Genomic DNA, 13,799 nt, shown 5'->3' with positions numbered 1-13,799 from the left:
ATCTACTATGCGATACAATGCAACTAGATCAGTAATAGATTTGTATTTGTTAACCCACCAACCTTAAAAACAAGATTCTTTCTGAAAAGAAGAAATTTTCAGTTCAATAATAGGAGGGAGATTATTAAGGAAAACAAATAACCAGAAATCTATCAATCTAACCATGATGAAAGAAAAGTTAATTTTAAAAAACAGAAAAGGAGCCAGGGAGATACTCTTACTATTATTAGTAGGTCTATTTTCGTTCACGAGTCTGTCAGCCCAAAATTCAGGAACAATCCAAGTTTCAGGAGTTGTAACAGATAGCAAATCCGGAGAAACAGTTATTGGAGCAAGTGTAAAAGTTAAGTCGGGTTCTACAGGAACGGTCACCGATTACGATGGAAAATTCCAATTGTCTGCATCAGCTAATGCTACGTTAGTTGTTTCATTCCTAGGATATAAAACAAAAGAAGTACCTGTTGCTAATAAAACTAACTTGTCTATAAATTTAGATGAAGACTCCGAATTATTGAGTGAAGTAGTAGTTATCGGTTACGGGCAAGTGAGAAAAGGTGATGCTACCGGAGCATTAACATCAGTAAAGCCTGACGAACTGAATAAAGGACTTCAAATTACAGCTCAAGATGCCTTGATAGGACGTGTGGCAGGTGTAAATATAGTACCCGGTGATGGCGCTCCCGGTAGTGGTGGAACCATACGCATTCGTATGGGAGCATCCTTGTCGGCAGATAACGACCCTTTAATTGTGATCGATGGTGTACCTGTAAATAATACGTCGATCAGTTTTATTAACCCGAATGATATAGAAACATTTACTGTACTTAAGGATGCCTCTGCTACTGCCATCTATGGGTCGCGTGCCTCTAATGGAGTAATCATTATTACGACTAAAAAAGGAAGTCTGGGAGGAAGCTCCAAACCGCAGGTAAATTACAGCGCCAATTTTACGGTAAGCAAAATACCGGACTATTATGATGTTTTATCGGCTGATGAATACCGTGAAATATATACAAACGGAACTATTAATGTACCCGAAACCAGCTTTAAGCTCGGAGCAGCTTCGACCGATTGGCAAAAAGAAATCTACAGAACAGCCTTTGGTAATGAGCATAACCTTTCGGTAACAGGTACTGCAAAACAAATACCGTACAGGGTATCAGTAGGATACTTAAGTCAAGACGGTGTCCTAAAGTCTAATAATTACAAACGTTTTAACGGAGGGTTTGGTTTATCTCCTAAATTCTTTGATAAACACCTTTCTGTTGATATTAATGTAAAGGGAAGTATCGAGCGAAGCCACCCGGTATCGACTGGTGCTATTGGCAGTGCTATTTCTTTCGATCCAACCCGCCCTGTCCATCAAAGCTATCCCGGTGATGTAGGACTTGGGTATTATGTTTGGATGGATGATTCCGGAAAGCCTAGAAGCTTGGCTGCCACTAACCCTGTGGCCGAACTAGAACTTACTAAAAAGCTGCATACTATAAACCGTACATTAGGTAACCTAGCGGTTGATTATAAAATTCACGGCTTTGAAGACCTTCATTTGAATATGAATCTAGGTTATGATATACGTCGTAATAAGCAAGAAGAAACAACTCCCGATTTAGCTCCTTTAATGTATGTTTCGAACAGAAGTGATGGTAGAGGGCAATTCCATTCGGAGGACAATAAAAACACGAACTATATAATTTCTACCTATGCCAACTATATCAAAGATTTAGGATCTAAGCACAATATTAACGCAATGGCGGGGTATGAATGGCAACGTTTTTGGTACAGTACCAACCCCAGAAACCTCGTAAAAGATGTAGTTGACACTTCGATACCTGATGAAGACCTTTTATATCTCCTTTCTTTCTTTGGTCGTTTCAACTATTCGTTCGATCAAAAGCTATTGGTGACAGCTACATTGCGTGCCGATGCATCTTCTCGCTTTTCACCTGATAATCGTTGGGGATATTTTCCATCTGTGGCACTGGGTTATCGTTTGACTGAGGAAAAATTCATTCGTGATATCAAACCTTTATCCGATCTGAAAGTTCGTTTAAGTTACGGGCAAACGGGGCAGCAGGATATCGGTGGATACCATCCTTATTTACCACTCTATACGATATCATCTGATGCAGCCAGATATCCATTTGGAGATGAGTGGTTGTATATGTACCGACCAAACGGATATGATCCGAATATAAAATGGGAAACAACCAGTACCTATAATGCCGGGCTTGATTACGGATTTCTTAATAACCGAATTTATGGTAGTATAGATGTTTATAAACGATATACCAAAAATCTGTTGAACGATATTTATGTCCCAGCAGGAAGTAATTTTACAAACAAGCTCGAAACAAATATCGGCGACATGGAAGGGCAGGGATTCGAATTTGCAGTAAGTGCTATACCTGTAAAAACGAAAGACTGGGAGTGGACTATCAGTGGAAACTTCACTTATGGAAAATCTAAGATTACCAAGTTGAATACGATTGATACAGAAACCAGCTATGTGAAAACCGGAAGTGTAAGCAGAAACGATCTTCAGATTCATAAAGTAGGTGAAACTCCAAATACATTCTTTTTGCTTAAACAAGCATACGATGAGAATGGAAAACCGTTGGAAGGGAAATATATAGCAAAAGACGGTTCGATTACTACTATTCAAAGTGATGATAACAAATATGTAACAGGCAGGAGTTCAAGAACACCTTATTACTATGGATTATCTACTCACTTGACATATAAGAAATGGGATTTCGGGATAAACGGACACGGTAGCTTTGGTAATTACGTCTTCAACTATCAACAAGCCAAGCAATCTTTAGCCAGCGTTTATAGCGAAGGAATGTCCGGTAATATATCACGGGTAGCATTGGAAAGAGGTTTCGCTAAAGAACAATACTTCTCTGATTATTTCCTCGAAAGCGGTGCATTCTTTAAGTTCGATAATATAACACTGGGGTATACCTTTCCTAAATTATGGAATACATCAAGCTCTTTGCGTATGGCATTCAGTGCACAGAATATAGCTATAATAACCAACTATTCGGGAGCAGACCCTGAGATATACAATGGTATTGATAATAATACATACCAACGTCCCAGAACTTATACCCTGTCACTGAATCTAAACTTTTAAAACCTTAAACCTACTTTATATTTTGATGTAGGGGGAGCCTATATGTTCGCCGATATAGAAAGACATATAGGTCCATCCCTGCAAAACAAGTCATTAATTATTTTATTTAATAATCGGAGGAATCATTTATGAAAATACAATCAATAAAATATATATGGGCAGCTGTTCTTTTAGGAATGCTATTCACGTCCTGTCTTGGTGATCTCGATACAGAACCACTTAACGATAAGAAACTTATAAATACCAATGTGTATACAACAGCAGACGGTTATCGCGGAGTATTAGCCAAGTGCTACGGTTCGTTAATACTAAACGGTCAGGATGGACCCGATAAAGATGGTGATGTTGGAGGTATGGATACCGGATATAGCGGATATACACGATCATTATTTTATTTACAAGAGTGTTCAACAGATGAAATTGTTCTTCATTCGGGAAGTTCACAAGGAAGTTGGGATCTTTTGTTTATGAATTGGAATCAATCAACAAAGATTATCAGTTATTCATACTATCGTCTGTATATGACTATTAATTATTGCAATGAATTTCTACGTGAATCGACTGACAATAATCTTAAAAATAGAGGATTATACGATGAACTAAAGGATGAGATGCCTTACTATCGAACCGAAGCACGTTTTATTCGTGCATATTGCTACAGCATGATTTGTGATCTGTATGGATCTGCCCCCTTTGTAGATGAAACGATGGTAATAGGTACTATCCCCAATCAGGTTACCCGTGAAAATATTTATAACTATGTTGTTGCAGAAACAGAAGCTCTGGCTACAGAGATGAAACCGGCTGGTACGAATCAATACGGACGTGTAGATCAGGTTGCAGCATGGTTCCTATTATCCCGTGTATACCTGAATGCCGAAGCATGGGTAGGAAAGAACGAGTACGAAAAAGCATATCAATATTCAAAAAAGATAATTGAGAGTAATACTTATCCACTGGCTTCCGACTATCGTCATATTTTCCTTGCGGACAACAATGCATGTAAAGAAATTATATGGAATCTGCCACAAGACGGTGTTAATACAATAAATAGTGCAGGTACAAATTTTATCCTTAAAGCCCTGAGCAATGGAGATATGAATGTCTACATAGGTCTTTCGAATTCGTGGGGCAATGCCCGTGTGAAAACACAATTGGTTGACAAGTTTAGTCCGGCTGATCAAACCTTTAATATCAACGATCCTTGGGGAGATAATAAAAAAGATAAACGGGCTCAGTTCTATACTCCTAAACATACGAAGGAGACATGGATTGTTGGAAGTAATTTTCAAGCAACTAAATTCGAAAACGGCTATGCTTGTCTAAAATGGCGTAATATGACCAAAGATAGAAAAACGCTGGCAGATGGAGGTACAACTTACAGTTCGATTGATTACCCTGTGTTCCGTACAGCAGATGCTTACTTGATGGCCGCCGAAGCTATACTTAGAGGAGCAAGTGGTAGTCGCACGCAGGCATTGGGATATGTGAACGAAATTAGAGACAGGGCTTACCTGTCAGGTGCTTATGGTAATGGAGCTTCAGGAAGAATAGACGACAGTCAATTGACGCTCGACTTTATCTTGGATGAACGTGCACGCGAATTGCACACTGAACTAGTAAGACGTACCGACCTTATTCGCTTTGGCAAGTTTACCAAGGGCTATAATTGGGACTGGAAAGGAAGCGATGGAACAGTAGGCAACTATATCGGTAAAGACGTTAACGATAAGTACAACCTGTTTCCTATCCCTCAGGATGAGTTTACGGTTAATCCTTATCTTACTCAAAATCCCGATTACATAAATAAATAAGTTCGTAGAACTATTTATTGCTTTGGCAAGCAAAACAGTGACAGGTTGTTATGCTTCTAAAATGTATCATTAAATATTTTCTTTTACTTAATATACAATAAAAACACGACATTCTTTTTCTGAAAGCGCGTGATGCGTCTCATTCATGTGACAAAAGCTGCTTTGAAATAATAGGCAGCTTTTAGTAACTTAACTTGAATACAGTCGGTTTTTATAATTTTTTTAACTTAAGGTTTAATGCCTTACCTCTTAAAATGTAAATGATGAAAAGACTAAATCTGAAAAGTACCTGTTTGTTATCTGTAATCTTACTCTTGAATATCAGTTCCCTATGGGGGCAGACCACAAAAGAGGAAATGTTTGCAACACTTGAGAAAACAGGCAGTGTTTACTATGCTTATCCTTCTGATGAAATTGTAGCCCAAACACCGGTTCCCAAAGGATATGAGCCCTTTTATATCAGCCATTATGGTCGCCATGGATCACGCTATCTGATCAGTGACGATGATTATAAGTGGGTACTTGATCTTCTGGAAGATGCAAACAAAGCTAATGCACTTACCCCTTTGGGTATAGATGCTTATAATCGTTTAAGCAAAGTCTGGATAGAAGCCGAAGGGCATGGAGGTGATCTTTCGCCTTTAGGCGTACGTCAGCAACGAGGTATTGCCGAACGGATGTACAAGTCGTTTCCTCAGATATTTACCGATAGTGTTAAACTGTCGGCACGCTCAACGGTTATTATACGCTGTGTGCTAAGTATGGATGCTTTCAGCGAACGGTTGAAAGAATTCAATCCTACATTGGATATTACTCGCGAATCGAGCAATAAGTATATGAAGTATCTGAACTATCATACCAATGAGGCATTAGACTTCAGAGCAAAGAACGGCGGAATATGGCGTGAAGAATACCGCAAGTTTGAGCAAAGTCATACCAAACCCGAGAGGTTGGTAAACTCGTTATTTTCGGATAGTACTTATATCGTAAAAAAAGTAAATCCATTTTCTCTAATGTGGGCACTATACTGGATTGCAGGTGATATGCAGAATATGGAGACCAACGTGTCTTTTTATGATCTGTTCGAAAAGCAAGAACTTTTCGATCTGTGGCAGTGTGTAAACTACCGTCATTATGTGTGTGATGCAACTTCGGCACAAAACGGAGGTATAATGATGGGGAACGCCAAACCGCTCCTTCGTAATATTCTCGACAGTGCCAATGAGGTAATTCACTCTAACGGCAAAGGGGGAACATTCCGTTTCGGACACGATGGTAATCTTATGCCTCTTGCTGCTCTTCTTCATTTGCAAAATTGTTACAGCAGTGTAGCAGACCCTGCCGAGTTTTATAAGGCCTGGAGCGATTTCAAGATTGTGCCTATGGCAGGAAATGTACAGATTGTATTTTTCAGGAAGAAAGGCTCTGACGATATATTGGTGAAGTTCCTATTGCACGAAAACGAAATAACGATTCCGCCCATAAAGAGCGATATACTACCTTATTACCATTGGAAAGATGTAGAGGCTTATTATATGTCTCTGCTCGAAAACAAATAACAGGAGTAAACACACTCACTAATTTCTTAACACGGTATAATGCTATGCACATTGTGTAGTTTATTAATTAAAAATTTTACAAGATGAAAAAGAAAAGTGTTTTTGACAATCCCAAGCTGAAAGAAATTTTCGACTTGGAGGCTCTACCCGAAGTTACTCTGGAAATTAAAGTGGCAGACTGGAATAAGTTGCTTGAAGCCTTTGACGCAGCCCCCGATGTTAATTTTTGGATTCCGGGAGATTTTGTTTTCAGTGGTAATGATCACATTGCTGCACAAAAAGTTCCCAATGTAGGTTTGAGAGTCCGAGGAAATAGTAGCCGTAATCGCCCTGAGGGAAATGAAGGAGAACATCATAATCCTAAAAATCCGGTTTGGCGTCAGGCAAGTTTTGCATTGCAATTCGGCAGAAATGTCCCGGGACAAAGGTTTGAAAGTTTATCCAGACTTGATCTTAAGTTTATCAGGGAAGATCCAACCCGTATTCGCGAAGTATACAGTTTCGATCTGTATCAGGAAGCCGGAGTATATTCGGGACCTCTGATGAGTATGTGCAGATTTTTCATCCACATCATTGATGGAGGGGCTAAGCCTGCTTACTTTGGTATTTATAAACTGAAGGAATTTATTGAGGATGATTATCTTGATGCTCGAAAGACCTATTTCGGAGACGATAATCCGGGTAGCCATATTCCTTTTCTATGGAAGGGTGATAATGGTGCAGCCTTAAATAACTATGATCCTTCTGTTATTGAAGATCGTAGTATTTACGATCTGCGGACAAATACATCCAGCCGTAAAGTAGCTAATGCGCAGCTAACAAGCTTTGTCCGTAACCTTGTTACGCTGAAAGGTGATGCTCTGAAGAACTGGGCTCATGAGGCAATGGATGTTAAATTACTACTCAAGTCTTATTTGATAAATGTAATCTGTGGAAATATGGACGATTATTGGGCTAACGCCAATAACTTCAACTTTTATTTTAACACACATGGTAAATTCTTTTTTATACCGAATGATTTTGATACTACGTTAGGAACAGGTTGGGGAATTGATGCCGGAACTCAGGATATATTTGACTGGGGTAACCCCGGTCACCCCTTAATTCAAAAACTATTGAGTGTCTCTGATTTTTTGCATTTGTATATATCGGCTTTCTATGAACTTACTAACGCAAACGATGGCCCATTTTATGTTAGCAGAAGTATTCACCGTATCGAAAACTGGTATACTTTAATAAGGCCTTATCTTTGGGACGATACTATACATCTAGCCTGTCATAACGATGAGGCAGGATGTGTATTACAACTTCCGAATAAGAATCATCAAACACCATTTGAAGATAGACCTGCTTGGTGGACATCCGGAGGAAATAATCGAGACTATCGTTTGCTGGAAAGAGGACGGTGGAACTTCTTTGAAGTTAGTGGTGATAAAGAACGTATACCCCAAATACACGATTGATAAGACTATAATAAAAAGAAAAAGCGAGTTCAAAGCTCGCTTTTTTATGATTGCTATGGTTAAGCTTTTATCAGAAAAAATATCCTGCCGATAGGCTTACGTGACCCGCTCTCATCTTTCCTTTTTCAGATCCGCTGATGTCATTCGCTCCGTATTGATTACCTAAGGTCAATACGAATTTTTTCATCTCAATACCTACGCCGATTCCAAAACCATAATCAAAACGCTTCATGTTCGAATCTTTTGCATAAAGTTTATTATCTACCTTTGCACCATCTATTTTGCCTGCTACCTTTCCATACATATTGTAACCGACGTAAGGACCTCCATATACAAATAGTTTAGAATCGGATTGACCCAGATTGAATTTGGCTTTCAGGTTGATCGGTAATTGTAAGGTGTTTAATGTTATCTGTCCGTCTTTCATTCCGAAAGAGTTTTCTTTCTTCAGGTTTGCTCCGTGATTCAGATACATTAACTCCGGTTGAATAGAGAACATTTCCGACAATGAGTATTCCAGCATACCTCCAAAATGATATCCGAATCTTCCATTATATTGATCGGCATTTATACCTTGATTACTTCCACTTGTGTACAGGAACGACAGATTTCCTCCTGCTTTAACTCCGAAGCGGACTTGTGCACTAGCTGTTGCGATGAAACAAAGAATGATTATTAATACTACTACTAGCTTTTTCATAACGATTGTTTTTTATTTTAATTTGTTTTTTGATTATTTATACTGCGAAGATATATCCTATCAATAAGCAGATTTTAGATAAGAGACAGAACGCCTCTGTTTGTATACCAAATGCTTGCTTTTGTAGATTAGAGGTGAGTACAAAGAAGAATCAGCAGGATATCCTGCTGATTCTTCTTTGAGTATGGTTACTCTTTTTTGAGATATGTATATAGTTTATTACGATTGACAGTAACTTTAACCCCATCTTTGACTTTGGCTTTTTTGACAGAACCTAAAGGGTGAATTGTAAGTATGCCACCTTCGAGCATCTTGCCCAATTGATTTGATGAGGTGCCGAAACACTGCCTGATTAATGATGTTAATTTCAAATCGAGATTGAAGTTTGATCTTATCTCGAACACAACTATATCTTCTTCCATCTTCACGATATCTTCGAATGTTGTATTCTCATGGACTATGTTATATTCAATATTACTATGATCCGACTCCAGGTTGTTTCGCTTTGCAGTTTCTGTATCGAAAGCGTATTTCCATGCTGTCTCCTCATCGTTCATCATAAATTTTTGATATAGTTCTTTATCAATCAATTCGGGTCGGGTACGAGACAGGATAGTGATATTACATGTGTTATCGCATTTGATACATTTATAGATCAGCCAGACATCAATACTCTTTTTCTGCGAGTTGAGTCTGAATTTATCACTGCAATAATATAGATTGCTGTTTTTGCATTTACTGCATTTTCTTTTAAATAAAGGCGTATCGGTAGGTATAACTTCCCAAATAAAATGTCGGATCGTATTATTGTTTTTGCTTACTGATTCTGTCGAGATATACTGCTTAATATCCTTCTCTATATTTTTCATCTGCATGGTATGCATATATAAATCTATCTGCTTGATCATATTGAATGGTCAAGAGACTCGATTGGGTAACAGGAATACGATACTTCTGTTAATGAGAGTATTGTAAACCAATAATAAGTTTTAGGAATGAAAAATTTATCAGAGCTGTGAGCCCCAATAAAAAGATATATCAGCCTGTAGTGTAAAGGCTAATATTAAGCAGTAATATATAAGAGAATTATTCTCAAAGCACAGATTTTTATGATTTCTGGTGCAAAGGTATTTATTTTTTTGAAAGTATGCCTGATATTTAAATGTTTATACTCATCACCAGTCTGTAGAGTCTAAATAAGCGATCTGTTCCGGGTCTAGTAATTTTCTGATTTTCTTTCTGGAGTCGAGTACTATGTTATCTAATTTACCTTCGAGTTTTGCAATTTCCCTCTCTTTATTACCGATCTCTTTGGCATTAGTCGGATCGTTGGCATATAAAGTCTCCAGCTGAAAGATTCTATTTGTAAGAGTTTGACTTACTCCGATGAGTTTCTTTTTAGCTTTACTGTTGATATCTTCGATCTTTTTGCGTTGATTATCATTTAGATGAGGTATGCTATTCCAGTCCTTCAGAACTTCGGTTTCATAAAGAGGTTGAGCTCGTATATCATCTACTAGTACAGGTCGTCTTCTGCTATTTAGTTGAGGGGTTTGCGAATATGCCACCCCTGTACATGTAGCAGACAATAATGTAACTATAATGAAAGTCTTGATGCTCAATAATTTCATGTTATTCTTGTAAGTTATTCATGGGAACTAACACCCTGTTATCAACAATACCTTTGTTGCTCCAAGGTTTTCTCTCAACAGACGAACCCTGAGATTGAAGTAGTTTGGCATCTGCCTGAGCGTTGCGTACACCGGATACTCCTGTGATTTTTTGGATAGCTGTTTGTAACATTACCTCTTGCAAATCGCCGAGAGCGAATTTATGTATGTTATTATCGTTCAACTCTTCATCGGGAATGAATCCTTTTTCGAAGTCGGAAGTTCCGTTCGAATTGAAATACTTCAAAACAATAGGTTGCATCCCCCATTTGTTTGTAGTTTTATTTTCTTCATCATATATCGTGTAAGAACCTACATTTTTACCCACGGTAGTAGTTCCGATAAGATATACGTTCATGTATGGTTTAAGCCCGTTAATAAGCATTTCGCTGGCTGAGGCAGTCCAACCACTGGTAAGTACATAAAGCGATTTTATAGTACCCGGATTATTGAGTTTTTCCTGCTTTGTTTTATTCACTTCAATTTTATCCATGAATTTATCGGTCAAAGATCCGGCCCCGTATTTCTTTACATAAGCAGCTTGATACAATGAGTTGAATTGTACGGAACTAAAGACCTTGTCAGTGCTTAAATCGGGTACAATAAGGCTCGAAAGAATAACACCCGATAGCATCGAGCCTCCGCTGTTGTAACGTAAATCGAGCACAAGGTCGGTGATACCTTTTGATTTGAAGCCGGCAAATACTTTATTCAATTTAAGATCATACTGCCTGTCTCCACTTCCGTTATCATTGGCAAAAAAGTTATACACAAGATATCCTATTTTTTTATTGCCAACAGTGTACGTGCTATCCATATAAACCGGATTCTCAGCATATTTACTTATTTTTCCAATTGTTTTATTCGTTTGATTAACAAACTCAGAGTCTACAAATGTAATTTGCGCTGTGCTGTTTTGTCCCGATAGGAGAGTTCTCCAGTTCGTTGTAGTCAGAGCAACCCCATCTACTTTAGTAAAAAGGTCGCCTCTCTTCAATCCTGCCGATTGTGCGGGTGTATTGGGTTTCACATATGCAATTTGGCCAACAACCAGATCCGAGCCTTCGGAAATAAGATACCCTACATATTCAAAACCTATATCGCCGCTGCTAACACCGCTGAGTGACGACATCAAATCCAGATAATTATCTTGTATCCACGAAAAACGATCGCTCTTGTTGAGTAAGGCATCGAAAAATTTATCAGGACTTAAACTTTTATCAGGATTCGCGGGAAGTGTTTCATTCCATAAGTAATACATCCCCATTTGTTCATATATCCAATCATTTACATAGGTCGGACTTTTAGGGTTTAATTTTGGTATATTATCGTCGTCAGAGCTGCACGAACTAAATATAAACAAGGGAAGTGAAAGGAGTATTATCAGTTTTATTTTCATCGGAGTTTAGTTTAATAATTGTATGAGTGTATTGTTATGTGCATATATCTTAAGTTCGCAGGACTATTTATTGCTTTGACCGACAAAATAACGATAAGCAATTATGTTCTTAAAATTTATTATTAAATATTTAATCTTTGCAAATATACAATTTCGTATAACATACGAATCTAACTTGTTATTTTATTTCATCTTTTTCTGTAAAAAATAAACTGACAATAAACTATCATTGGTTACAGAAAGTACACAAAAAGGGTAAAAAGGTGACAAGTGAAGTGTCATTTTTGCGATTTTTGTAAATATCTAAAATCCAGTATTTAATGAGTGAAAAGATTACAAACATTACAAAAGTGACACATTTTTTGTAATTCTTATTTTCTCTTATTTTAATGTCAATATTCATATCCTATTATTTATTTTATTCAGTAGTTTAAATAACTGTTCTTTTATTACTAACGCACCCTATCGGGTTTGTTTTTCATTTTGTCTTGATACAAAACGAAACAAAAGATCAAGACTGAGCCTCTTTGCCCGACCCGCTATGGACTCGAAAGCTAAAACAAAAGAAAAACGTTTATCGTTGATATCCTTTTGTTTCTTAACGCTTTCATTCGCCCTGCGGGTACCCCGTGCAATCGGCAAGGTCGGTAGCCTAACGGACTACAAGCTTTTACATGCGTCAGCCGAAGTGCATCAGTGGCACAGCCGTTGGCTGCAAGCTTTAGTCAGACAGGCGAGCCACGCAGCACAAAGCCTTTTTGATTCCTTTTGCGGCTTAGGGCAAAAGGAATACAAGCAATCTGTGATTGCGCGTAGAAAAATGAATTAAACAGAACAAATCAACTACAGATTCCTGTCATTTATATCTTTATAGATAAATATCCCTACTTCAGACTCTTACTCTATTAACTATTTATTTGTCCCCCAAAAGACTTTATACAAATAGTATTCTTAACTTTACTAATCATATATACAAAAACCAATAAATAGTTATGATTAAAGTAATTGCCGAAGATTTTATAAAAGAAGAATATCTCGAAATAGTCAAACCGCTTTATGCAGAGTTAGTTGCTAAGACAAAAGAAGAGAAAGATTGCATTGAGTATAATTTGTATATAGATCAGGAAGATAAAACCCATTTTGTTTTTATCGAAGAATGGCCCGATCACGATGCTTTGGACAGACATTGTCAAACAGAGCATTTTAGACGCCTTGTTCCTGCTATTAATAAACACCAGTCTAAAGAATGTGTTTTTACAATCATGGATATATTTAGCTAAATATATCCTGATCGGTTTTATATTTGCTAGTTTCGTTATAAGTACTTATTACGAAGTTTTCACTCCGAATATATATCCTACCGCAGCGGTGATAAACATGGCAACAGTTCCCCAGAAGCATATTCTGGCAACGGCCTTAGAAATATTCGAACCTCCCATTTTTGCCGCCATTGTTCCCGATATTGCCAAAAATAAAATGGCAAATGCATACTGATAGAAAACCATTCCTTTTAGGGGAGCCAAAACAGCCACAAGTAAAGGAAGTATTCCTCCCGAAATAAAAGAAGCCGCCGATGCCATTGCAGCTTGTAAGGGGTTGGGCTTGGTCATGTCGTTGATGCCCAGTTCATCATGTGCATGAGCCTCCAGTGCATTATGATCCATCAGTTGTTGGGCAACCTTCATGGCCAGATCTTCGTCGAGTCCTCTTTTTTCATAAATACCTGCCAATTCTTCAAGTTCCTGTTGGTGGTTGTCTTCGAGTTCTTTTTTTTCTCTCTTAAGATCTGCCGTTTCAACATCGGTTTGTGAACTTACCGAAACATATTCTCCTGCCGCCATCGAGCAAGCTCCAGCCACCAGTCCGGCTAAAGCCGCCAAAGTGATCGAATGTCTCGAAGCATCGGCTGCCGCCACTCCTATAACAAGGCTGGTTGTAGATAAGATTCCGTCATTTGCTCCCAAAACAGCTGCTCTTAGCCAATTGGTACGGTTTGTATAATGGTTTTCGTGATGCATTGTGTATTCGTTTTATATCGTTATAGAGGCAAACATA

Annotated in this window: 11 protein-coding genes; 6 read left to right on the top strand and 5 right to left on the bottom strand. The window is 38.0% G+C overall.

The annotated features are described in order from the left end of the window. Positions 1-163 precede the first annotated feature (163 nt). The 4 genes from G7050_RS05180 to G7050_RS05165 all read left to right on the top strand — a co-directional run bounded on the left by G7050_RS05180 (position 164) and on the right by G7050_RS05165 (position 7,975). Complete coding sequence (locus G7050_RS05180; protein ID WP_255499261.1) at positions 164-3,139, top strand: TonB-dependent receptor; 2,976 nt, start codon at positions 164-166, stop codon at positions 3,137-3,139. A 128-nt stretch (positions 3,140-3,267) separates the two neighbouring features. Next, a complete protein-coding gene (locus G7050_RS05175; RefSeq protein ID WP_166112157.1) occupies positions 3,268-4,953 on the top strand; it encodes a RagB/SusD family nutrient uptake outer membrane protein in 1,686 nt (561 codons plus the stop codon). A gap of 263 nt (positions 4,954-5,216) precedes the next feature. Further along, entirely contained in the window at positions 5,217-6,512 is a 1,296-nt protein-coding gene (locus G7050_RS05170; protein ID WP_370521946.1) for a histidine-type phosphatase, read from the top strand. Between the two features lie 83 nt (positions 6,513-6,595). Continuing rightward, the gene (locus G7050_RS05165) at positions 6,596-7,975 is read left to right on the top strand and encodes a CotH kinase family protein (RefSeq protein WP_166112150.1); all 1,380 of its coding nucleotides are present in this window, start codon (positions 6,596-6,598) and stop codon (positions 7,973-7,975) included. Between the two features lie 70 nt (positions 7,976-8,045). On the opposite strand, the gene G7050_RS05160 is transcribed toward G7050_RS05165, so the two are convergent. The 4 genes from G7050_RS05160 to G7050_RS05145 all read right to left on the bottom strand — a co-directional run bounded on the left by G7050_RS05160 (position 8,046) and on the right by G7050_RS05145 (position 11,744). Beyond that, the gene (locus G7050_RS05160) at positions 8,046-8,675 is read right to left on the bottom strand and encodes a porin family protein (protein ID WP_166112147.1); all 630 of its coding nucleotides are present in this window, start codon (positions 8,673-8,675) and stop codon (positions 8,046-8,048) included. Positions 8,676-8,863: 188 nt separating this feature from the next. Beyond that, positions 8,864-9,583 carry a DUF1062 domain-containing protein gene (locus G7050_RS05155; RefSeq protein WP_255499260.1) on the bottom strand — a complete coding sequence of 240 codons (720 nt, stop codon included), beginning with the start codon at positions 9,581-9,583 and terminating at the stop codon, positions 8,864-8,866. Positions 9,584-9,850: 267 nt separating this feature from the next. Continuing rightward, positions 9,851-10,306, bottom strand: a complete 456-nt coding sequence (locus G7050_RS05150; protein ID WP_166112144.1) for a Spy/CpxP family protein refolding chaperone — start codon at positions 10,304-10,306, stop codon at positions 9,851-9,853. A gap of 1 nt (position 10,307) precedes the next feature. Further along, positions 10,308-11,744, bottom strand: a complete 1,437-nt coding sequence (locus tag G7050_RS05145) for a S41 family peptidase (RefSeq protein ID WP_166112141.1) — start codon at positions 11,742-11,744, stop codon at positions 10,308-10,310. Between the two features lie 541 nt (positions 11,745-12,285). On the opposite strand from G7050_RS05145, the gene G7050_RS05140 reads away from it, so the two are divergent. Further along, positions 12,286-12,573 carry a hypothetical protein gene (locus tag G7050_RS05140; protein ID WP_166112138.1) on the top strand — a complete coding sequence of 96 codons (288 nt, stop codon included), beginning with the start codon at positions 12,286-12,288 and terminating at the stop codon, positions 12,571-12,573. 163 nt (positions 12,574-12,736) lie between these two features. Continuing rightward, positions 12,737-13,024, top strand: coding sequence for a putative quinol monooxygenase (locus tag G7050_RS05135; RefSeq protein WP_166112135.1), 288 nt, complete (start codon positions 12,737-12,739; stop codon positions 13,022-13,024). A gap of 48 nt (positions 13,025-13,072) precedes the next feature. On the opposite strand, the gene G7050_RS05130 is transcribed toward G7050_RS05135, so the two are convergent. Beyond that, on the bottom strand, positions 13,073-13,762 hold the full coding sequence (locus tag G7050_RS05130) for a VIT family protein (RefSeq protein WP_166112132.1): 690 nt from the start codon (positions 13,760-13,762) through the stop codon (positions 13,073-13,075). Positions 13,763-13,799: the final 37 nt, after the last annotated feature.

The sequence above is a fragment of the Dysgonomonas sp. HDW5A genome, assembly GCF_011299555.1.
GTDB lineage: Bacteria > Bacteroidota > Bacteroidia > Bacteroidales > Dysgonomonadaceae > Dysgonomonas_A.
This window is presented reverse-complemented; position numbering and strand designations above follow the sequence as displayed.

What these genes read in the sequence shown, in the direction of transcription:
- G7050_RS05165 (WP_166112150.1), top strand. Translation starts at nt 6,596, where the DNA reads ATGAAAAAGAAAAGTGTTTTTGACAATCCCAAGCTGAAAGAAATTTTC.
- G7050_RS05180 (WP_255499261.1), top strand. Translation starts at nt 164, where the DNA reads ATGATGAAAGAAAAGTTAATTTTAAAAAACAGAAAAGGAGCCAGGGAG.
- G7050_RS05135 (WP_166112135.1), top strand. Translation starts at nt 12,737, where the DNA reads ATGATTAAAGTAATTGCCGAAGATTTTATAAAAGAAGAATATCTCGAA.
- G7050_RS05150 (WP_166112144.1), bottom strand. Translation starts at nt 10,306, where the DNA reads ATGAAATTATTGAGCATCAAGACTTTCATTATAGTTACATTATTGTCT.
- G7050_RS05130 (WP_166112132.1), bottom strand. Translation starts at nt 13,762, where the DNA reads ATGCATCACGAAAACCATTATACAAACCGTACCAATTGGCTAAGAGCA.
- G7050_RS05160 (WP_166112147.1), bottom strand. Translation starts at nt 8,675, where the DNA reads ATGAAAAAGCTAGTAGTAGTATTAATAATCATTCTTTGTTTCATCGCA.
- G7050_RS05170 (WP_370521946.1), top strand. Translation starts at nt 5,217, where the DNA reads ATGAAAAGACTAAATCTGAAAAGTACCTGTTTGTTATCTGTAATCTTA.
- G7050_RS05175 (WP_166112157.1), top strand. Translation starts at nt 3,268, where the DNA reads ATGAAAATACAATCAATAAAATATATATGGGCAGCTGTTCTTTTAGGA.
- G7050_RS05140 (WP_166112138.1), top strand. Translation starts at nt 12,286, where the DNA reads ATGGACTCGAAAGCTAAAACAAAAGAAAAACGTTTATCGTTGATATCC.
- G7050_RS05155 (WP_255499260.1), bottom strand. Translation starts at nt 9,583, where the DNA reads ATGATCAAGCAGATAGATTTATATATGCATACCATGCAGATGAAAAAT.
- G7050_RS05145 (WP_166112141.1), bottom strand. Translation starts at nt 11,744, where the DNA reads ATGAAAATAAAACTGATAATACTCCTTTCACTTCCCTTGTTTATATTT.